The 21,217-nt window shown below is 63.1% G+C and carries 14 protein-coding genes; 5 read left to right on the top strand and 9 right to left on the bottom strand.

The window, feature by feature from the left end:
* Complete coding sequence (locus tag A0O30_RS09900; RefSeq protein WP_016395304.1) at positions 1 to 297, top strand: helix-turn-helix domain-containing protein; 297 nt, start codon at positions 1 to 3, stop codon at positions 295 to 297.
* A 32-nt stretch (positions 298 to 329) separates the two neighbouring features.
* Here A0O30_RS09900 and A0O30_RS09895 read toward each other — a convergent pair whose 3' ends face one another.
* Positions 330 to 782 carry a GNAT family N-acetyltransferase gene (locus A0O30_RS09895; protein WP_105946356.1) on the bottom strand — a complete coding sequence of 151 codons (453 nt, stop codon included), beginning with the start codon at positions 780 to 782 and terminating at the stop codon, positions 330 to 332.
* A gap of 155 nt (positions 783 to 937) precedes the next feature.
* Between A0O30_RS09895 and A0O30_RS09890 the strand changes: the two genes are divergently transcribed.
* Positions 938 to 1,675: an ABC transporter substrate-binding protein gene (locus tag A0O30_RS09890; RefSeq protein ID WP_105946355.1), complete on the top strand. Its 738-nt coding sequence runs from the start codon at positions 938 to 940 to the stop codon at positions 1,673 to 1,675.
* 15 nt (positions 1,676 to 1,690) lie between these two features.
* On the opposite strand, the gene yccS is transcribed toward A0O30_RS09890, so the two are convergent.
* The 7 genes from yccS to A0O30_RS09855 all read right to left on the bottom strand — a co-directional run bounded on the left by yccS (position 1,691) and on the right by A0O30_RS09855 (position 12,904).
* Positions 1,691 to 3,874, bottom strand: coding sequence for a YccS family putative transporter (gene yccS / locus A0O30_RS09885; RefSeq protein WP_105946354.1), 2,184 nt, complete (start codon positions 3,872 to 3,874; stop codon positions 1,691 to 1,693).
* A gap of 83 nt (positions 3,875 to 3,957) precedes the next feature.
* Complete coding sequence (locus tag A0O30_RS09880; RefSeq protein WP_105946353.1) at positions 3,958 to 5,139, bottom strand: NAD(P)/FAD-dependent oxidoreductase; 1,182 nt, start codon at positions 5,137 to 5,139, stop codon at positions 3,958 to 3,960.
* Positions 5,140 to 5,292: 153 nt separating this feature from the next.
* Positions 5,293 to 6,630 (bottom strand): ATP-dependent RNA helicase DbpA, encoded by a 1,338-nt coding sequence (gene dbpA, locus A0O30_RS09875; RefSeq protein WP_232888511.1) that lies wholly within the window; start codon positions 6,628 to 6,630, stop codon positions 5,293 to 5,295.
* A 112-nt stretch (positions 6,631 to 6,742) separates the two neighbouring features.
* Positions 6,743 to 8,170 (bottom strand): multidrug transporter subunit MdtD, encoded by a 1,428-nt coding sequence (mdtD, locus tag A0O30_RS09870; RefSeq protein WP_105946351.1) that lies wholly within the window; start codon positions 8,168 to 8,170, stop codon positions 6,743 to 6,745.
* 137 nt (positions 8,171 to 8,307) lie between these two features.
* Positions 8,308 to 9,627, bottom strand: coding sequence for a TldD/PmbA family protein (locus tag A0O30_RS09865; RefSeq protein WP_105946350.1), 1,320 nt, complete (start codon positions 9,625 to 9,627; stop codon positions 8,308 to 8,310).
* Positions 9,627 to 11,069: a TldD/PmbA family protein gene (locus A0O30_RS09860; RefSeq protein WP_105946349.1), complete on the bottom strand. Its 1,443-nt coding sequence runs from the start codon at positions 11,067 to 11,069 to the stop codon at positions 9,627 to 9,629. Before A0O30_RS09860 ends, A0O30_RS09865 begins: the two co-directional genes overlap by 1 nt.
* Before the next feature lie 32 nt (positions 11,070 to 11,101).
* Positions 11,102 to 12,904 carry an acyl-CoA dehydrogenase gene (locus A0O30_RS09855; protein WP_105946348.1) on the bottom strand — a complete coding sequence of 601 codons (1,803 nt, stop codon included), beginning with the start codon at positions 12,902 to 12,904 and terminating at the stop codon, positions 11,102 to 11,104.
* 238 nt (positions 12,905 to 13,142) lie between these two features.
* On the opposite strand from A0O30_RS09855, the gene A0O30_RS27690 reads away from it, so the two are divergent.
* Positions 13,143 to 13,832, top strand: coding sequence for a hypothetical protein (locus tag A0O30_RS27690; protein ID WP_146256310.1), 690 nt, complete (start codon positions 13,143 to 13,145; stop codon positions 13,830 to 13,832).
* 490 nt (positions 13,833 to 14,322) lie between these two features.
* Here A0O30_RS27690 and putA read toward each other — a convergent pair whose 3' ends face one another.
* On the bottom strand, positions 14,323 to 18,276 hold the full coding sequence (gene putA / locus A0O30_RS09845) for a trifunctional transcriptional regulator/proline dehydrogenase/L-glutamate gamma-semialdehyde dehydrogenase (protein WP_105946346.1): 3,954 nt from the start codon (positions 18,274 to 18,276) through the stop codon (positions 14,323 to 14,325).
* A 357-nt stretch (positions 18,277 to 18,633) separates the two neighbouring features.
* On the opposite strand from putA, the gene putP reads away from it, so the two are divergent.
* Both putP and A0O30_RS09835 read left to right on the top strand, forming a co-directional pair.
* Positions 18,634 to 20,112: a sodium/proline symporter PutP gene (gene putP, locus A0O30_RS09840; protein WP_105946345.1), complete on the top strand. Its 1,479-nt coding sequence runs from the start codon at positions 18,634 to 18,636 to the stop codon at positions 20,110 to 20,112.
* Between the two features lie 106 nt (positions 20,113 to 20,218).
* Complete coding sequence (locus tag A0O30_RS09835) at positions 20,219 to 21,055, top strand: 23S rRNA (adenine(2030)-N(6))-methyltransferase RlmJ (RefSeq protein ID WP_105946344.1); 837 nt, start codon at positions 20,219 to 20,221, stop codon at positions 21,053 to 21,055.
* Positions 21,056 to 21,217 lie beyond the last annotated feature (162 nt).

The raw sequence follows: 21,217 nt of genomic DNA, 5'->3' as shown, positions 1-21,217 counted from the left end.
ATGGAAGTGAGCAAGACCAAGAGCAGCTTCTACCGCCGTTTGTACGTGGCCTGGCTGATCGACAGCCAGACCGCGACCAGCGTACCCGCGTTGATGGAGGCCACCGGGATGCCACGGCGCACGGCCCAGGACACCATCGCCGCCCTGGCCGACCTGGACATCGTCTGCGAGTTCGAGCAGCAGGAAGGCGCACGCAACCATGCCGGGCATTACCGCATTCATGACTGGGGGGCGATCGACAAGCAGTGGATCATCCAGCACCTGCGGCAGATCCGCGAAGTCCTGGGCTACCCGTGAAGTTCCGGGGCCTCAGACTGGCCCCGGCAATCTCAACCTTTGCGCATCCCGATATGCGGAATATCGTCCTCAAGGTATTCCTCTCCCACCACCGCAAACCCGTGGCGGGCATAGAACCCTTGCAAATGCGCTTGCGCCGACAGGTAAACCGGTACGCCTGGCCAGCAATGCTCAGCCGCCTCCAGCCCCTTGAGCAGCAACGGATGCCCCAGCTTCAGCCCGCGCGCTGACGGCGAAGTCACCACTCGCCCGATCACCACATCCCCGCCCTGTGACTGCGGATCGAGCAGGCGCAGGTAGGCGACCAGCTTGTCATCCTGCCAGGCCATCAGGTGCAGGGTATCGCCCGTCAGGTCCTGGCCGTCCACTTCCTGGTAGGCGCAGCGCTGCTCTACCACGAATACTTCCGTGCGCAACTGCAGAATGGCGTAGAGCTGGTCCTTGCCGAGGTCGGTGTGGTGCTTGCAGAGCCAGTCGATGGACATAGGCGCGAACTCCTTGAGTGAGCCGTCGATCATCGCATGGGCTATGCCCTTCGGCCAAAATAGAGGCTAAATGACACTATTGGCCGCTGCCCTCGGCGACGGCTTTGTGTAATCTCATCGACAGTGTGTGCCCCCCATTGCGAAAGGACGTGAGCATGCGGCCACTGCTTTGTGTTCTGGGATTACTGGCAATGATGCTGGCAACACCCGTCGCGGCTCACGACAAGCTGCGCCTGGTGGCCGACAGCTGGCCGCCGTTCACTGATACCAGCATGCCGGGCGGGGGCTTGGCTACCAGCATTGTCACCACGGCGCTGGCCCGCGCGGGCTATGCCACTACGTTCGAAGAAGCGCCTTGGGCCCGGGCGTTGCTGGGGGTGAGTGAAGGGCGTTACGACGTGCTGATCAATGCCTGGCAGAACGACTCGCGTGCCCGTATCGGGCAGTTCTCCAGCGCTTACCTGACTAACCGTATTCGCCTGCTGCAACGCACGGGCGAGCCATTCCGCTATCAGCACCAGTCGGACTTGTACCCCTACAGTATTGCTGTGGTGCGTGATTACGCCTACTCACCTGAATTCGACGGCGATACCCGGTTGAACAAGGTGCCGGTGCGCAACTTTTCGTCGGCGGTGCGCATGCTGGCGGCCGGGCGGGTGAACCTGGCGGTGGAGGACGAGTATGTGGCGCGTTACAACTTGCAGCGTGAGCCGCAGGACGTGCGCGATGGGGTGATGCTGGTGGAGCCGCCGTTGGGGGAGAACACCCTGCATATTCTGGTTAGCCTGAAGCACCCGGGGCATGCGCGGATTGTCGAGGGGTTCGAGCAGGCGATTGCGGCGATGAAGGCGGATGGCAGTTACGCGCGGTTGCTGCGCCAGCATGGTTTCTGAAGGTTGCGCCTGCTCTCAGGCAGGCGCACCTTCCTTGATTAGATGCGCCGCCAAGGTCCGCAACGGCCCCAGCTGGCGGCAAATCAGCGCCAACTGCGTCTGCACCAGCCGCTGATGCTCATCCAGCTCTTCCGGCATCAGCTCCAGGGCATTGGCCAGCGCCTCTTCTTCATCACTGTGAATTGCCACCGGCAACCGCGCCGCCAGCCCATTGGCTATTTCGTCCAGGCTGCTGGCCAGGCTTTGCCCGGCGCCTTCGATCAGCTGCTCCTGGACCTCCGCCGGCAACGCCGTGTCGCGGTGTGCACCCAGCCCGGAGAGGTAGCTGAGCAGGGTGTGTGACAGTACCAGGAAACGGAAGCCCACATCCGCTTCCTTACGGAAATGCCCAGGCTCCATCAGCATGTTGGCCAAGGTGGTGGACAGCGCCGCGTCGGCGTTGTGGGCATTGCGCCGGGCCAGGCGGTAGGCCAGGTCGTCGCGCTTGCCGTGGGCATACTGCTGCATGATCTGGCGCAGGTATACGCTGGCGCACGCGAGGGTATTGGCCAGTGCCTTGTTCAGCCGCCGCCCTTGCCAGTCAGGCAGGAACAGGAACACCGCCAGGATGGCGATCAGGCTGCCCACCAGGGTATCGAACAGGCGCGGCAGGAACAGCCCATAGCCATCGCCGATCTGGTTGAAGCAGAACAGTACCATCAGGGTGATCGCCGCCGTGGCCAGGGTGTAGCGGGTGGTGCGGTTGACGAAGAACACCACCCCGGCGACCACGGCGAACAGCGACTGGATGACCGGGTTGGGGAACAGGTCGAACAACGCCCAGCCCACTGTCAGGCCGACGGCGGTGCCGAAGATGCGCTGTACCAGCTTGCGCCGGGTTGCGCCGTAGTTGGGCTGGCACACGAACAACGTGGTCAGGATGATCCAGTAGCCTTGGGTGGGGTGGATCAGGTGCACCATGCCGTAGCCGACCGACAGCGCCAGCGGCAGGCGCAGGGCATGACGGAACAACAGCGAGGTCGGCGTCAGCTGGGTGCGCAGGCGTGTCCACACGTCTTTAAGCGAGCGTGGGGAGCGGTCGAGCAGGCTGCTGTCGCTGGCGTCGGCCAGGCTGTCCGGGTTGCTGGCGGCGCTGAGCAGGCGGTCCAGTGTTGCCAGGTTGGCGGCCAGTGCCCGCAGCGAACGCAACAGGCCACGCCAGGCCGGGTTGCTCTGGATGCGCAGGTGTTCTAGCGAAGCGTTGAGGTCTTCGAGGGCTTCGGGATAACCGCTGGCCAGCACGAACGGCTGGCGCAGGCGAATCGAGCGCGCCAGTTCCTGGCAGGACGAACCCTGCTTGCGCAGCAGGCGCTGGCAGCGAAACATCACATCACTGTGGAAGAACGCGTCGGTCAGGGCGTTATAGGGGTAATGCGAGGCGCTGACCCGCTCGTGGATGTCCTGGGCCAGGAAATACAGCTTGAGATAGCGGCTGACCTTGGAGTTCGGCTGGCTGTTGCCGACCCGGTGCAGGATGATTTCCTTGGCTGCGTTGAGCGCCGCCACCACCTTGCCGTTTTGCTGCGCCAGCTCAAGGCGCCGGGCCTCGACGTCGAGGGTGCGTACCGGCTCGAACAGGCTGGCCTTGAGCTTGAGGTAGCTGCCCAGCTCGAAGAACAGCTTGGCCAGGCTTTGCTGCACCGGCTGGTTGGAGAACAGTGCCTGCCACAGCACCGACAGCAGCCCGTACCAGGCCGCCCCCGTCACCAGCAGCAAAGGCTCGTGCCAGAAGTCCGTCACCTGGCCACCGCGCTGGTCCACGCCGATCATGGTGTAAACCGCTGTGATCAAGGTCGCCGAAGCAATGGCACCGTAGCGTTCGCCCAAGGCACCGAGCATGGTCAGGCCGAATGCGGCCAAGGCCAAGGCAACAACGAAAACCCAGGGGTAGGGGAACAGTAGCTCCACCGCCAACGCGGCGATGGCAAAACACACGAGGGTAACGGCAAGGGCGCTGAGACGGCCCTGCCAGCTGTCGTCGGTTTCGGCCAGGGCACTGGCGATGATGCCGAGGAACAGGGGGATCAGCAGGGCCATCTCGTTCTGGTACCAGCACAGGGCCAGGCTGCCGGTGAGGGCGATGGTGACCCGGATGCTGTAGCTGAACTTGTCTTGGCCCCACAGGCGACGCAGTGACTGACGGAACGAGCTCGATGACATGATGGCCTGCTAGGCAGTAAGCGAAGAATGCATTGCAGCACGGGCCAGCAAGAAGCGTTCCGTGCTGCTGAATGGATTCTACTCTACACGAACTGCGCTGCGGCGTTGGCCGATGCCCAGGCCCACTGGAAGTTGAAGCCGCCCAGGTGACCCGTCACGTCGAGTACTTCGCCGATGAAGTACAGCCCCGGGCTTTTCAGCGACTCCATGGTCTTGGACGACACTTCGCGCGTATCCACGCCGCCCAGGGTGACTTCGGCGGTGCGGTAGCCTTCGGTGCCGGCCGGTACCACTTGCCAGTTCGCCAGCTTTTCGGCGATCTGTGTCAGCTCTGCCGGGGTGTACTGCTTCATCGGCCTGGACTCGAACCACTGCTCGGCCAGCAGGTTGGCCAGCTTGCGGGTGAACACCTCGCCCAGCACGGTCTTCAGTTCGGCGTTGGCGCGCTCGGTTTGCATCTGTTGCAGCCAGGTGAGCGCATCGCGGTCGGGCAGCAGGTTGATCTCCACCGTGTCACCAGCTTCCCAGAACGAAGAAATCTGCAAGATCGCCGGGCCGCTCAGGCCACGGTGGGTAAACAGCAGGTTCTCGCGGAAGCTGCTGCCATTGCAGCTGGCGGTGCAGTCCAGCGAGGTGCCGGACAACTCGGTGCACAGTGCCTTGAGTTGGGGCTCGGTGATGGTGAACGGCACCAGCCCGGCGCGGGTCGGCAACAGGGTGTGGCCAAACTGGCGCGCCACCTGGTAGCCGAAACCGGTGGCACCCAGGGTCGGGATCGACAGGCCGCCGGTGGCGATCACCAGCGACTGGCAGGCGAACTGGCCACCGCTGGTCTGCAGCAGGTAACCGGTTTCTGTCTTTTCGATCTGTTCGATGCTGGTGTGCATGCGGATTTCGGCGCCAGCCTCGTCGCACTCGGCCAGCAGCATGTCGAGGATGTCGCTGGCCTTGTTGTCGCAGAACAGCTGGCCGAGCTTCTTCTCGTGGTACGCCACGCCGTGCTTGCACACCAGTTCGATGAAGTCCCATTGGGTGTAGCGGGCCAGGGCCGATTTGCAGAAATGCGTGTTCTGCGACAGGAAGTTGGCCGGTTCGGTGTACATGTTGGTGAAGTTGCAGCGCCCGCCGCCGGACATGAGGATCTTCTTGCCGGGCTTGTTGGCGTGGTCGAGCAGCAGCACCCGGCGGCCACGACGGGCGCTGAGCTGGGCGCACATCAGGCCGGCGGCGCCGGCGCCGAGGATGATGACGTCGGTGGAATGCACGGTGTTACCTCATGGATAGCCGGGGCTGCTTTGCAGCCCTTTCGCGACACAAGGCCGCTCCCACAAGGGATTGCACAACATATGAAATTTGCGCAATACCCTGTGGGAGCGGCCTTGTGTCGCGAAAGGGCCGCCAAGCGGCCCCAAAATAGGTCAGACGATACGGACTTTCAGGGCGCGGCCCTTGATCTTGCCGCTGTTCAGCCGCTGCATGGCCTGCTTGGCCAGCGCCCGCTCCACGGCAACGAACGCCTGGAAGTCGAAGATGGCAATCTTGCCTACCTGTTTGCCCGGGATACCGGCATCACCGGTCAGCGCACCCAGAATATCGCCCGGGCGCAGCTTGTCCTTGCGCCCGGCTGCAATGCACAGGGTACTCATCACCGGCAGCAGCGGCTCGCCGCCTTTGTTCTTCAGGCTGTCCAGCTGGTCCCAGCGCAGTGGGCTCTTCTGCAGCTCCTCGATGGCCTGGGCACGATGGCCTTCGGCCGGTGCCACCAGGCTGACTGCAACACCTTTCTCACCCGCACGGCCAGTACGGCCCACACGGTGTACGTGGATTTCGGCATCACGCGCCAGCTCCACGTTGATGACCATGTCCAGGCCATCGATATCCAGGCCGCGCGCGGCCACGTCGGTAGCCACCAGCACCGAGCTGCTGCGGTTGGCGAACATGGTCAGCACCTGGTCGCGGTCGCGCTGCTCCAGGTCGCCGTGCAGCGCCTGGGCGACGATGCCCTTGGCGGTCAGGTGGGCAACCACGTCCTCGCACTGCTGCTTGGTGAAGCAGAACGCCACGCAGGACTGCGGGCGGTAGTGGCCGAGCACGCGGGTCACGGCCTCCAGGCGCTGCTGCGGGTCGATCTCGATGAAGCGCTGTTCGATCTGGTTGTCGGTGTGCAGGCTTTCGACTTTCACCTGCTGTGGGTTGCGCATGAAGTCGGCGGCCAGTTGCTTGATGCCGGCCGGGTAGGTGGCCGAGAACAGCAGGGTCTGGCGGCGCGACGGGGTCTTGCCGATGATGCTGGCGATGGCGTCGAAGAAGCCCATGTCGAGCATGCGGTCGGCTTCGTCCAGCACCAGCGTGTTCAGGCCATCGAGTACCAGGGTGCCCTTGTCCAGGTGTTGCTGGATACGCCCCGGGGTGCCGACGATGATGTGCGCACCGTGCTCCAGCGAGGCGATTTGCGGGCCCAGCGAAACGCCGCCGCACAGGGTGAGGATCTTGATGTTGTCCTCGGCGCGGGCCAGGCGGCGCAGCTCCTTGGCCACCTGGTCGGCAAGCTCGCGGGTAGGGCACAGCACCAGCGCCTGGCAGCCGAAGTAGCGCGGGTTGATCGGGTTCAGCAGGCCGATGCCGAAGGCGGCGGTCTTGCCGCTGCCGGTCTTGGCCTGGGCGATCAGGTCCTGGCCCTTGAGGATGACCGGCAGGCTCTGGGCCTGGATCGGCGTCATCGAGGCATAGCCGAGGGCGTCCAGATTCGCCAGCATGGCGGCGGACAACGGCAGAGTGGCAAAGGCGGTGGATTCGGTGGTCACGAGGCTGGCCTGCGGTGCGAAGCGAAAAATGCCGCACAGTCTACCAGCCTCATGGCCATTCGCCCTACGACTCCATGTGTTCTTCCGGACGACGGGCACGCCTTCCGTCCGTGGGCGCCAGTTGCAGGAAGATCGCTGCCGCCAGCATGGCCATCACGCCGATGGTGACAAACGTCAGCTGGAAGGCGCCCAAGGTGGACTCCACGCCTTCGGCGCTGCCCGCTGCGGTAAAGCCGCCCAGCAAGGCGCCGGCACAGGCCACGCCCAGGCTCAGGGCCAGTTGCGCGACCACCGACAGCAAGCTGTTGCCGCTGCTGGCGCTGGCGTCGTCCAGGTCGATCAGGGTCACGGTGTTCATCGCGGTGAACTGCATCGAGTTGACCGCCCCCAGCAAGCCCAACTGAATCAGCAGCACGGCGTAGGGCGTCTGCTCGTCGACCAGCCCCAGGCTGGCCAGCAGCAGGCCCAGCAGCAGGGTGTTGCCGGTGAGGATGATGCGGTAACCGAAGCGCTCGATCAGCGGGCGGGCAACGGACTTGGCCAGCATGGCCGCTGCCGCCAGCGGGATCATGCTCATGCCGGCCTGGGCCGGTGAGTAGCCCAGCGCGACCTGCAGCAGCAACGGCACCAGGAACGGCAGGGCACCGCTGCCCAGGCGTGCGAACAGGTTGCCGAGGATGCCGATGGCGAAGGTGCGCACGCGGAACAGGCTGGGCGAGAACAAAGGCTCCGGGTCGCGCCCGGCACGCAGCCAGTAGGCGGCCAGGCACGCCATGCCGGCGAACAGCAGCAACATCACCCGCAAGTGCGGCAGGTGCAGCTCGCCCAGGCCTTCCATGGCGATGGTGATCAGTACCATCGCGGCGCCAAACAGCAGGAAACCGGGGCCGTCGAACGTGGTGCGCTCGGCGCCGCGCAGGTCCGGGATGAACTTCCACACGGCAAAGCAGCCAAGCAGGCCGACGGGCAGATTGAGCAGGAAGATCCAGTGCCAGCTGAGGATTTCCACCAGCCAGCCACCCACCGTCGGGCCAAGCAACGGGCCGAGCAGGCCGGGGATGGTGATGAAACTCATGATCCGCACCAGTTCGCTGCGCGGGTAGGCGCGCAGCACCACCAGGCGCCCGACCGGCAGCATCAAGGCACCGCCCAGGCCCTGCACGACGCGGGCGAAGATCAAAAAGCCCAGGCTATTGGCTGCGGCGCACAGCAGCGAACCGAAGCTGAACAGCAGGATGGCGCTGAAGAAGATGCGCTTGGTGCCGAAACGGTCGGCGATCCAGCCCGAAGCAGGGATCAGCAGGGCCACGGTGAGCATGTAGGCGATGATCACGCCCTGCATGCGCAGCGGGTCTTCGGCCAGCGAGCGGGCCATGGCCGGCAGTGCGGTGTTGAGGATGGTGCCGTCCAGGGACTGCATGAAGAAGGCGATGGCCACCACCCAGGGGATCCAGCGGGCGGTGACGGGGTCTAGCGGTGGGCGTTCGGGCATGAGGAACCTCAATGTTCGGCATTGCCTGTACTGGCCTCATCGCCGGCAAGCCAGCTCCCACAGGATAACCACAGGCCTTGGGCTGGGTGCGGTCCCTGTGGGAGCTGGCTTGCCGGCGATGAGGCCGGAATGGCCTATCACAATGTCAGGGTCAGGCCTTTGACCAGCGCCCCCGGCAAATGACTCGACCCGGTACTGCGCTGTCCATAGGTGCTGGTCGACAGGATCATCTCGCGCTCGCAGGTCAGGTCCTCCAGCTGGCTGCCAAGCAAACTGTACAGGCTGTCATCGAAACGCATGGTGCTCACCGGCCCCTGAATCTGCCCGTTTTCCACCCAGAAGGTCGCGAACCGGGTCAGCCCCGTCATGCGCGCCGCCGGCAGATCAGAGTAGTTCAGGTACCACAGGTTACTGATGTACAGCCCGGTACCCAGCCGCTCAAGCACCTGCTCGCTGGCAAGGTTACCCGGCGCCAGGCTCAGCGCACACGGCGATTCGTAACTATCGGCACCATTGGGCAGCAACGCGAACTCGGCTGCACTGCGTGCACTGATCAACCTCTGCTGCGCCTCGCCTTGCTGAATCAACGGCACATCCAGGCGTGGAGCCCCCTCATCGGAAAACGCCGGGCTCAGCGAACCGCTGACCTGCTCGGTGAAACTCACCCGTGGGCTCAGCCGGGCATCGCCGTTGTACAAGCGCTGCAAGGCGCTGTTGCCAGTGGCCAAGGCCTGTGCGGAAAAACCGCCCCAGCACAGCATGCCGGCGATTTCGTCCATGGCTGCCGGGGCCAGGTAGGCACGGTAGCTGCCGGGTTTGAGGGTGATCGCCGGGCGACCGAGGAAGCCCAGCTGTTCCCGCGCCTGCCGCAAACGTGCCGTGAAACCGTCGATGTTCCACACTTGGCCGGCATAGTTGGCCTTTACCGCTTGGCCATTCTCGTGGAACAGGCTCCAGTCAAAGTTGAAGCTGTTGGCCTGGTGCCAGCCAAAGGCGCCGAACGAACTGGCAAAGCCCCGGCAGATCGGGCCGGCAGCGTAGATACCGACCAGGTCCAGCTCGCCTGCTTCGCGGTCGAGCAGGGCGAGCACGTCGCTCAGCTCGGGCAGGGGGTGTTCCTGCAAGCTGTGGCTCTGCCAGGCGGTCTCGTCCAGGCGCAGATAAGGGTCGACAGCCAAAAGCGGCAAGGTCTGGCGCAGTTGCGTCAGGGCATCGGCAAGGCGCTGGCGGTCCAGTTGCGCGTCGCCACTCAAGGTCACCTGCTGTTCCGCCTGGCGGCCATCACGGACCAACCGCAGTTGCGCGCTGGCCTGGCTTACAGTGCCGGCCTGGCGCACCTTGGCATGGTTGAAACGCACGAATTGCGACTGTTCGGCGCTGTAGCCGAGGGTGAACTGCTCGCCTGCTTGCAGGGCGGCGCGCACATCCCCGACCAGGGTTTCGAAAGCATGCTTCATCAGGCGTCTCCTCCGAATACGTCGATCTGGCGGAATACGCAGGCGGGCGATGCATGGCCGACCCGCACCACCTGGTTGGGCTCGCCCTTGCCGCAGTTGGGCGTGCCGAGTACTTGGAAGGTGCTGCGGTCACCAACCGCCGCCAGGTTGCGCCAGAACTGTGCGGAGATGCCGCGGTAGTTGGGGTTCTTGACGATGCCCTTGAGCTCGCCGTTTTCGATCAGCTGGCCCCATTCGCAGCCGAACTGGAACTTGTTGCGTGCATCGTCGATGGACCAGGAGCGGTTGGTGCGCATCAGGATGCCATGCTCGATGCCCTTCACCAGTTGCTCCAGGCTCTGGTCGCCCGGCTCGATGTTCAGGTTGGCCATGCGGTCGATCGGTGCGCGGTTCCAGCCACAGGCGCGGCTGTTGGCCACGCCGTCCAGGCCAGAGCGGAATTGCGACAATGCGCCGCCCAGCGGGCGCAACAGCAGGCCGTCGCGGATCAGGAACTGCTTGCTGGCCGGGGTGCCGTCGTCGTCAAAGCTGTAGCTGGCCAGCTCTTCGCCGATGGTCGGGTCGAACGTCACGTTCAGCAGGCTGGAGCCGTATTGCAGGTGGCCGAAGTCGCTGGCTTTGACGAAGCTGGTGCCAGCGTAATTACGCTCGTCACCGAGGATGCGGTCCATTTCCAGCGGGTGGCCGATGGACTCGTGGATCTGCAGCATCATCTGGTCCGGCATCAGCAGCAGGTCACGCGGGCCGCTTGGGGTGTTGGGGGCCAGCAGCAGTTGCAGCGCCTCGTCGGCGACCTGCCGGGCGGCGCCCACCAACCCGCAGCGCTCGATGATCTCGAAGCCACCCTGCTGGCCGAAGTTGTCGCGGCCCAGGCTGCGGCTCTGGCTGTCCTGCCCGTCGCTGGCGGTCACGCCCAGCCCCGGGAACAGGAAACGCTGGGCATGGCGCAGTTCGGCGCCGGCAGAGTTCAGGTAGGTTTGCTCGACCAGGGTCAGGCCCAGGCTGGCTTGCCAGTCCACCAGGCGGTCGTCCTTGGGGACGCTGGCCGACTCGGCGGCAAGCAAGCCAAGGCAGTCGGCGAGGGACGGCACGGGCTGGTCGAAGTTGGGTGAGATATGGTCGTGCCGCGCGCTGGTCACGGGTTGGTCGCGCAGGTCGAGCAAGCTGTGCCGGGCGATCTGCCGGGCCAGGGCCTCGGCCTGCTCCAACGCGTGTTGCAAGCCCGCCTGGGACAGGTCGGCGGTGGCCGCGTAAGCCTCCACGCCATTGACCCGCACGGTTAGCATGACGCCTTCGTCCTGGCTGAAGAAGGGTGGTTCGGCAACGTTGCGGCGAACCGACAGCGCCTGGTGCGACTGTTTCACATGGCGCAGGGAAAACAATTCGGCCGTGCTGCGCAGCGCGGCAAAGCGCTGGCGCAGCAGGGCGCTGGAATCAAACATGCACAAGCCTCCGTGTATACGGTGGCTCCCCCTTAGAACCACTCGTCCTGCATGGTGAGGCAAGTGTCGTCGTGCGCCTCTAGCAATGCCAGCTCATTATGGCAGCCCGGTACTTCCCAGGTCAGGAAATAACGCGCCGCTTGCAGCTTGCCGAGGTAGAAGTCGCGGTCGGCGGCGTTGCCCTTTAGTAGGCCAAGCTCGGCGTGAATGGCCTGTTCCAGCCAACGCCAGCCAATCACGCAGTGGCCGAACGCCTTGAGGTACAGGGCCGAGTTGGCCAAGGCACCAGCAACTTTGCCCTGAGCCAGGTCGCCGAGCAGGGCAAGGGTCACGCTTTGCAGCCGGTTGACCAATTGCTCCAGCGGCTGGCGCAGCGGGTCGAGGTTCGGGTGATGGCTGGCGCGTTCGCCTGTGCTGGCGATCAGGCGGATCAGTTGCTTGAGGCCGGCGCCATTGTTCTGCGCCAGCTTGCGGCCGAGCAGGTCGAGCGACTGGATGCCTTCGGTGCCTTCGTGAATCGGGTTCAGGCGGTTGTCGCGGTAGTACTGCTCCACCGGGTATTCGCGGGTGTAGCCGTGGCCGCCGAGAATCTGGATGGCCAGCTCGTTGGCCTTGAGGCAGAAGGCCGAGGGCCAGGATTTGACGATAGGGGTCAGCAGGTCGAGCAATTCCTGAGCCTGCTTGCGAGTGCTTTCTTCGCTGGCGGTCTGGGTGTCGTCGAACAGGCGAGCGGCGTACAGGCCCAGGTCGAAGGCGCCTTCGACGTAGGCCTTCTGTGCCAGCAGCATGCGCTTCACATCGCTGTGCTCGATGATCGGTACGGCCGGGCTGTGCGGGTCTTTGTTATCCGGCAGCCGGCCCTGCGGCCGCTGGCGGGCGTACTCCAGCGAGTACAGGTAACCGGCGTAACCGAGCATCACCGCGCCCATGCCGACGCCGATGCGTGCCTCGTTCATCATCTGGAACATGCAGGCCAGGCCTTGGTGCGGCTGGCCGACCAGGTAGCCGACGCACTCGCCGTTGTCACCGAAGTTCAGCGCGGTAGAGGTGGTACCGCGCCAGCCCATCTTGTGGAACAACCCGGCCAGCAGCACATCATTGCGTGGGCCACGGCTGCCGTCCTGGTTCACCAGGTATTTCGGCACGATGAACAGCGAGATGCCTTTCACCCCGGGCGGTGCGTCCGGCAGCTTGGCCAGCACCATGTGCACGATGTTGTCGGACAGTTCGTGATCGCCGCCGGAGATGAAAATCTTGTTGCCCTTGAGCCGGTAGCTGCCGTCGCCGGCAGGTTCTGCCCGGGTGCGGATGTCGGCCAGCGACGAGCCGGCGTGGGGTTCGGTCAGCGCCATGGTGCCGAAATAGCGGCCCTCGATCATCGGCTGCAGGAACAGGCGCTTTTGCTCGTCGGTGCCAAAACTCTCGATCAGGTTGGCCGCGCCCATGGTCAGGAACGGGTAGGCCGTGGTGCCGGCGTTGGCGGCCTGGAAGTGGGCGAAGCAGGCTTGTGAGACCAGGCTGGGCAGCTGCATGCCGCCGGCTTCGAAATCGCGGTTGGCGTTGAGGAAGCCGGCTTCGAGGAAGGCATCGACCGCGGGTTTCACCTCCGGGATCAGTTCGGCCCGGCCGTCCACATAGCGCGGCTCGTTTTCATCGGCCTTGCGGTTGTGCGGAGCGAAGAACTTTTCGGCGATCGTGCGGGCAGTGGTCAGCGCGGCGTCGAAGGTTTCGCGGCTGTGTTCGGCGAAACGCGGGCGCTGAGTGAGGGCTTCGGCGTCGAGGACTTCGTAGAGTTCGAAGGCGAGGTTGCGGGGGCTGAGCAGGGTCTCGGGCATGGTGGCAGTCCTGAGGCGGGATGCTGCGAGTGTAGGGGGGGTGGAGGGGCGGGGACAGGTTAATAGGTTTGGGTGATATGGGTTAAGAAAACTCAATGAGATCTAGCGGTCTGGCATCTGTTCAGATCTTATTTCCTACGCAGGCCAGAGAAATTTCCCACAATATTTTCGGACGTTGCCATGCGGCTTTCTTGAGTTAAACCATGTAAATGTCAGTCTTTGGAATTGAGGATTGGCAATGGAAAAGCTCGCTCGCTGGACAGCTGTCAAGAAAGAAGATCTGCGCAAAGTCGAAGATCCATTCTTTGCGGTCTCGATAATTAGAGATAATTTGATAAGTAGAGGCTATGTTCGAGAGATATATGGTGTAACTGAGCTCCTGAAGGAGTGTGGTCTGTATTATAGCTCGGTTAGCCTTGTGGGTGATCAAATTGATAGAGCACTCAGGCCGGTTGCGTCAGGCGAGTGGATGCTGATTAAAGATGAACCATTCAAGCCGATAAATATCGAAGAGAATTGGTATGCAAGAATTTGTAGTAGGCAAAATGACGGCGATCATTTGATTAGTACTGTCTCTGAGATGAGTGGTCCGGGAAAGTGGAAGATAACATCTATGCATGTTAATAAATTTGCTTCGAGTGCTGCCTTTGTTGCAAATTTCCTAGTGTCGAGGGGCGATGAAGGTCGAGTTTTCTTATCGTCAGGGAAAGATTTTGCCAATACGACGCGGACCGTAACACAGGAGTGGGTGCCGCTTAACGCTGAAGAACGCAACTTTGCATTGTCTTCAGTAATTCATAGATATGGTATGGAGCGGAAAATCACGCAAATTTATGTTGAGGCTGATGATGCATGGGATGTGTCGGGGTCATCATGGCATTGGCGGCCAGTAATCGCAAACGAAGAGTATGAGTTAAAACAAAAATGACCTGGAACATGGATTTGACAAAGCCAACGCGGTTGGTCGGTTTGCTTTGGGGTGGTATGGATGCTTTTTACGTTTCGTTCGTGGTATTCAGTAGCTTGAATAGAGGTGTGACACCCTTTGTGAGCGACCTCAATTCTGCCCTTGCAAACATGGAGCGTTGGGGGGGAGGGCTTGAATTTATGATTTGGATGGGGCTAGTCGTCCAGATATCCCTTATCGCCAGTAGTATATTGCTTTGCTTGGGAAGAGTCTCCGGGCTCTACTTGGCTGGTGTACAAATTCCTTTTCGCATTTTCTTTATAATTCCATCGTTTTCCTTGATTTTGCTATTGCCTGATACCAGTACGTGGATTTGGTTGACCCTTCTCGTTGCTTCTGAAGGAGCTAAAGCCTGGAGTCTTTGGTGGCTCTGGCGAAGGCGCACCTGAACATCTCAAACCATGCGCCCATAAAAAAGGAGAGCCGAAGCTCTCCTTTTTTCCAACAGCTATCAGCCAATGGTCATCAAGCTGGCATTACCGCCCGCAGCAGCAGTGTTCACACTCACCGCCCGCTCGATCACCAACCGCTCCAGCGCAATCTGGTGATCCCCGCTGGACAGCCCGTGCACACCCACGATCGCCCCGGCGCGCTTGGCCACCTGCTGGCAAACACCGCGCAGCTGGTCCGAGTCGCCATGGTGGATCACGGCGTCGAACGCCACTTCATCCTTGTTCCAGTCCGAAACCAGCTTCACCTTGGCCTGCAGCTCACGCGGCAGGCGCTGGCGCAGGGCTTTGCCAGGTTCGCCGTCAGCCCATACCGCCGAGCTGCCCACCGCCAGCACGGCAGCGAACTGGGCCTGCAGGTCGGCCTCGTTGTCGGCCAGGCACAGCACGTGCTCGCGCGGCAGAATGGTGTAGCTGTTGCGCTCGCCGGTCGGGCCTGGTAGCAGGCGGGCGATGCCGCTCTGCGACTGGCTGGCGAACTGGCTGCACAGCGCGGCCAGGTCGGCCAGCTGGTTGCTTTCTGCCCAGGCCTTCAGGCCGTGCAGCGGCTTGATCAGCTGATCGTGCAGGGTGCGGTCCGGCTTGCCTTCGCCATCCTGGTGCTGGAAGTGACGGCCAATCGCGTCGGCCGGGCGGGTCGACAGCAGGCGGTACAGGTACAGCGGGCCGCCGGCTTTCGGGCCGGTACCAGACAGGCCTTCACCACCGAACGGCTGCACACCCACCACCGCACCGACGATGTTGCGGTTGACGTACATGTTGCCGGCGTTGGCGGTTTCCACGACTTTGGCGATGGTCTCGTCGATGCGGGTGTGCACGCCGAGGGTCAGGCCGTAGCCGGAGTTGTTGATCTGCTCGATCAACTGGTCCAGGTTGCGACGGTTGTAGCGCACCACGTGCAGCACCGGGCCGAAGATTTCGCGCTTCAGCTCGTCGAAGCTTTCCAGTTCGATCAGGGTTGGCATCACGAAGGTGCCGCGCTTGATCTCGGCGGCATCGGCGATTGCCACTTGATAGACCGAGCGGCCTTTCTCGCGCATGCCCTGGATGTGCTTCTCGATGCCGGCCTTGGCTTCGGCGTCGATCACCGGGCCAATGTCCACGGCCAGGCGGTCCGGGCAGCCCAGGCGGCTTTCGGCCATGGCGCCCTTGAGCATTTCGATCACGCGGTCGGCGGAGTCTTCCTGCAGGCACAGCACGCGCAGGGCAGAGCAACGCTGGCCGGCGCTGTCGAAGGCCGAGGACACCACGTCGATCACCACCTGCTCGGTCAGTGCCGAGGAGTCGACGATCATGGCGTTCTGGCCACCGGTTTCGGCGATCAGCGGGATCGGGCGGCCCTGGTTGTCCAGACGGCCGGCGACGTTGCGCTGCAGCAGGCGGGCCACTTCGGTGGAACCGGTGAACATCACGCCCTTGACGCGCTCATCACCCACCAGGCCGGCACCGACGGTTTCACCGCGGCCTGGCAGCAGTTGCAGCACGCCTTCAGGGATGCCGGCTTCCAGCAGCAGGCGCACGGCCTGGGCGGCGATCAGCGGGGTTTGCTCGGCTGGCTTGGCCAGCACCGGGTTACCGGCGGCCAGGGCAGCGGCCACCTGGCCACTGAAGATCGCCAGCGGGAAGTTCCACGGGCTGATGCATACCACTGGGCCCAGAGGGCGGTGGGCGTCGTTGCTGAAGTCGTTGCGGGCTTGTACCGCGTAGTAACGCAGGAAGTCCACGGCTTCGCGCACTTCGGCAATGGCGTTGGCGAAGGTTTTGCCCGCTTCGCGGATGAGCAGGCCCATCAGCGGCTGGATTTCGGCTTCCATCAGGTCGGCGGTGCGCTCCAGAATGGCGGCGCGCTCGGCGGGCGGGGTGGCCTGCCAGATCGGTGCAGCATTCAGCGCGCACTGGATGGCGTTGTCGACATCGGCGACAGTAGCTTCCTGTACATGGCCCACCACGTCGCGGTGGTCTGCCGGGTTCAGTACCGGTGCGGCGGCACCTTGGCTGGCCGCGCAGGCCAGCAGCGGGGCGGCTTTCCAGTCGTTGTGAGCGGTGGCCAGCATGGCGCAGGACAGCGACGCCAGGCGGTGTTCGTTGGCCATGTCGATACCGGCCGAGTTCGCGCGCTCGCTGCCATACAGTTCACGCGGCAGCGGGATGCGCGGGTGCGGCAGGCCGATGCTGCCTTCCTGGGTGCCCATGCGCTCGATGCTGGCGACCGGGTCGGCAACCAGTTCCTGGATGGAAATCGAGTGGTCGGCGATGCGGTTGACGAACGAGGTGTTGGCGCCGTTTTCCAGCAGGCGGCGTACCAGGTAGGCCAGCAGTGTTTCGTGGGTGCCGACCGGTGCATACACGCGGCACGGGCGGTTCAGCTTGCCATCGGCAACCTTGCCGACCACTTGCTCGTACAGTGGCTCGCCCATGCCGTGCAGGCACTGGAACTCGTACTGGCCCGGGTAATAGTTCTGCCCGGCAATGTGGTAAATGGCCGACAGGGTGTGGGCGTTGTGGGTGGCAAACTGCGGGTAGATGGCTTCTGGCACGGCCAGCAGCTTGCGGGCGCAGGCCACGTAGGACACGTCGGTGTACACCTTGCGGGTGTAGACCGGGTAGCCTTCCAGGCCTTCGACCTGGGCGCGCTTGATCTCGCTGTCCCAGTAGGCGCCTTTTACCAGGCGGATCATCAGGCGGTGGCGGCTGCGCTTGGCCAGGTCGATGACGTAGTCGATCACGTACGGGCAGCGTTTCTGGTAGGCCTGGATAACAAAGCCAATACCGTTCCAGCCAGCCAGCGACGGTTCGAAGCACAGGCGCTCAAGCAGGTCGAGCGACAGCTCCAGGCGGTCGGCCTCTTCGGCGTCGATGTTCAGGCCGATGTCGTAGTGCTTGGCCAGCTGGGTCAGCGACAGCAGGCGCGGGTACAGCTCTTCCATCACGCGCTCGTACTGGGCGCGGCTGTAGCGCGGGTGCAGCGCCGACAGCTTGATGGAGATGCCTGGGCCTTCATAGATGCCGCGGCCATGGGAGGCTTTGCCGATCGAGTGGATGGCCTGCTCGTAGGACGCCAGGTACTTCTGTGCGTCGTGCTCGGTCAGTGCCGCTTCGCCGAGCATGTCGTAGGAATAGCGGAAACCTTTGGCCTCGAAGCGGCTGGCATTGGCGAGGGCTTCGGCAATGGTTTCACCCGTCACGAACTGCTCGCCCATCAGGCGCATGGCCATGTCGACACCCTTGCGGATCATCGGCTCGCCGCTCTTGCCGATGATGCGGGTGAGCGAGGAGGTAAGGCCGGATTCGTTGTGGGTGCTGACCAGCTTGCCGGTCAGCAGCAGGCCCCAGGTGGCGGCGTTGACGAACAGCGACGGGCTGTTGCCCAGGTGCGGCTGCCAGTTGCCGGTGCTGATCTTGTCGCGGATCAGCGCGTCGCGGGTGCCCTTGTCGGGGATGCGCAGCAAGGCTTCGGCCAGGCACATCAGCGCCACGCCTTCCTGGGACGACAGCGAGAATTCCTGCAGCAGGCCCTGAACGATACCGGCACGGCCGCCAGCGCTCTTCTGGTTGCGCAGCTTTTCGGCGATGCCGGCGGCCAGCTTGTTGGTGGCCTCTGCCAGCGGGGCGCTCAGGCGCGCCTGCTCCAGCAGCATTGGCACCACTTCCTGCTCGGGGCGGCGGTAGGCGGCAGTGATTGCCGAACGCAGTACCGACTGCGGCAGGATGCTTTCGGCGAATTCGAGGAAGCACTGGTGGCTGTGGTCTGCCTGGACTTCGCCGGCGTCGTCGGCCAGGTTGCTGACATGACCGTTGAGTTCGGTCAGGGTGGCACCACCCTCGAGCTTCTCCAGGTAGTTGAAGATCGCTTGCTTGATCAACCAGTGCGGCGTGCGGTCAATGGACTGCGCAGCTGCTTTGAGTCGCTCACGGGTCGGGTCGTCGAGTTTGACCCCAAGGGTGGTAGTCGCCATTTCTTATCCTCGTTATTGCCACGGTTGTGGCCTAAGCTGGCGTCAAGAGTATCTGTAGGACAATTCGGGTGCAACCAGGTGCAACCCGAATTTTTTGTGTAAAAGGTGCAACTCGTCTGACAGTCATTTCCACACGATGGAAAGGGACGTTTTCGGTGCTTTTTATTCTGAAAAAACGGCTTGATGCGCAAAAAAGGAGCAAAAAAGCAGCTTTATCGGAAAATGCACGGGCAGGTGCAACTTGCAAATGAAAAAGGGTTGCACCCGCTTTGCGTTGTTGCATAGCATTCGCCGCCTGGGTGCAACCGCCGTGGCTGCGGTTGCGCATGAGATAAAAACAAACGCCAGGGCACACGTATGGGCAACCCACTAACGATCACCTTCGTGATCTACATCGCGGCAATGGTGCTGATCGGCTTCGCCGCCTATCGCTCCACCAACAACCTTTCCGACTACATCCTCGGCGGTCGTAGCCTGGGCAGCGTGGTGACCGCGCTTTCCGCTGGCGCTTCCGACATGAGCGGCTGGCTGCTCATGGGCCTGCCGGGCGCCATCTACTTCTCTGGTCTTTCCGAAGCCTGGATCGCCATCGGCCTTACCGTCGGTGCCTACCTGAACTGGCTGTTCGTCGCCGGCCGCCTGCGCGTGCAGACCGAGCACAACGGTGATGCACTGACCCTGCCGGATTACTTCTCCAGCCGCTTCGAAGACACCAGCGGCCTGCTGCGGATCATCTCGGCCATCGTCATCCTGGTGTTCTTCACCATCTACTGCGCCTCTGGCATCGTTGCCGGTGCCCGCCTGTTCGAAAGCACCTTCGGCATGCCGTATGAAACTGCCCTGTGGGCGGGTGCTGCGGCCACGATTGCCTACACCTTCGTGGGTGGCTTCCTGGCAGTGAGCTGGACCGACACCGTGCAAGCGTCGCTGATGATCTTCGCGCTCATCCTCACCCCGGTGATCGTGCTGATCTCGACCGGTGGCTTCGACACCACCTTCGCCGCCATCGACGCGGTGAACCCGGCCAACTTCGACATGCTCAAGGGCGCGACCTTCGTCGGCATCATCTCGTTGATGGGCTGGGGCCTGGGCTACTTCGGCCAGCCGCACATCCTGGCGCGCTTCATGGCTGCCGACTCGGTGAAGTCGATTGCCAACGCTCGCCGTATCTCCATGACCTGGATGATCCTGTGCCTGGCCGGTACCTGTGCCGTGGGCTTCTTCGGTATCGCCTACTTCTCGGCGCACCCTGACCTGGCGGGTCCGGTAACTGAAAACCACGAGCGTGTGTTCATCGAGCTGGCCAAGATCCTGTTCAACCCATGGATCGCCGGTGTGCTGCTGTCGGCCATTCTGGCGGCAGTAATGAGCACCCTGAGCTGCCAGCTGCTGGTGTGCTCCAGTGCCCTGACCGAAGACTTCTACAAAGCCTTCCTGCGCAAGAACGCTTCGCAGGGTGAGCTGGTGTGGGTCGGCCGCCTGATGGTACTGGCCGTTGCGCTGATCGCCATCGCCATGGCCGCCAACCCGGAAAACCGCGTGTTGGGCCTGGTGGCTTACGCCTGGGCTGGCTTCGGTGCGGCCTTCGGCCCGGTAGTGCTGATTTCGGTGCTGTGGAAAGGCATGACCCGTAACGGCGCGCTGGCCGGTATCGTGGTGGGTGCGCTGACTGTGATCCTGTGGAAGAACTTCGACACCCTCGGGCTGTACGAAATCATCCCGGGCTTCCTGTTCGCCAGCATTGCCATTGTGCTGGTGAGCAAGCTGGGCAGCCCATCGCAGTCGATGGTCAAGCGTTTCGAAACCGCTGATGCGGCTTATCACGCTGACAAGTAATACCCGTTGAATCGGCGGCGCCTGCTTCGCGGGCGCCACCGATCAGCAGCAAGGCCTGACTCCGCCTGCAAGGCAAGGTAAACTTGCCACCCCCGCAGGAGTTGCCATGAACTATCGTCACGCCTTCCACGCCGGCAACCACGCCGACGTCCTCAAACACATCGTGCTGACCCGCCTCATTGCCCTGATGTCGCGTAAAGAGCAGCCGTTCGCCTACATCGATACCCACGCAGGGCTTGGTCTGTACGACCTGCAAGGCGACCAGGCAACCCGCACCGGCGAATACCTGGAAGGTGTCGCCCGCCTGTGGAATCGTGACGACCTGCCAGCCATGGCTGCCGATTACCTGCGTGTCATCAAGCGCCTGAACGCCGACGGCGAACTGCGCTACTACCCCGGCTCGCCCGAGCTGGCCCGCCGCCTGATGCGCCAGCAAGACCGTGCCCTGCTCAACGAGAAGCACCCCGAAGACGGGCCGCTGCTCAAAGAGAACATGAAAAAAGACCCGCGCGTGTTCGTGCACCTGGGCGAAGGCTGGCATGTGCCGCGTGCCTTGCTGCCCGTGCAGGAAAAGCGCGCGATCATGCTGATCGACCCGCCGTTCGAGCAGGCCGATGAGCTCAAGCGCTGCACCAATGCCATGAAAGAGGCGATTGGCCGCATGCGCCAGACTGTTGCGGCCATCTGGTACCCGATCAAGGACCAGCGCTCGCTGACTCGCTACTATCAGGACCTGACCAGCACCGGTGCGCCGAAACTGCTGCGGGTCGAGCTGTATGTGCATCACCAGGACAGCCCGCAGGGGCTCAATGGCTCTGGCCTCGCCATCGCCAACCCGCCGTGGGGGCTGGAAGAAGAGCTCAAGGAGCTGCTGCCGTGGCTGGCCAAGGAGTTGGCGCAGACCGACGGCAGCTACCGCATGGACTGGCTGATCGCTGAGTAACCAGGCACCACAACTCTCCTGTGGGAGCGGGCTCGCCCGCGAACACCGGCAAAGCCGGTGCCATGCACCGCGGTGCCTGCTTCGCGGGCAAGCCCGCTCTCACAGGTTAATGCAGTGCCTCTGCTGATGTTTGCGTTATAATCCCGCCCTTTAGCCGCCACC

Origin of the sequence: Pseudomonas sp. LLC-1 (assembly GCF_002992185.1) — a bacterium.
Lineage (GTDB): Bacteria > Pseudomonadota > Gammaproteobacteria > Pseudomonadales > Pseudomonadaceae > Aquipseudomonas > Aquipseudomonas monteilii.
This window is presented reverse-complemented; position numbering and strand designations above follow the sequence as displayed.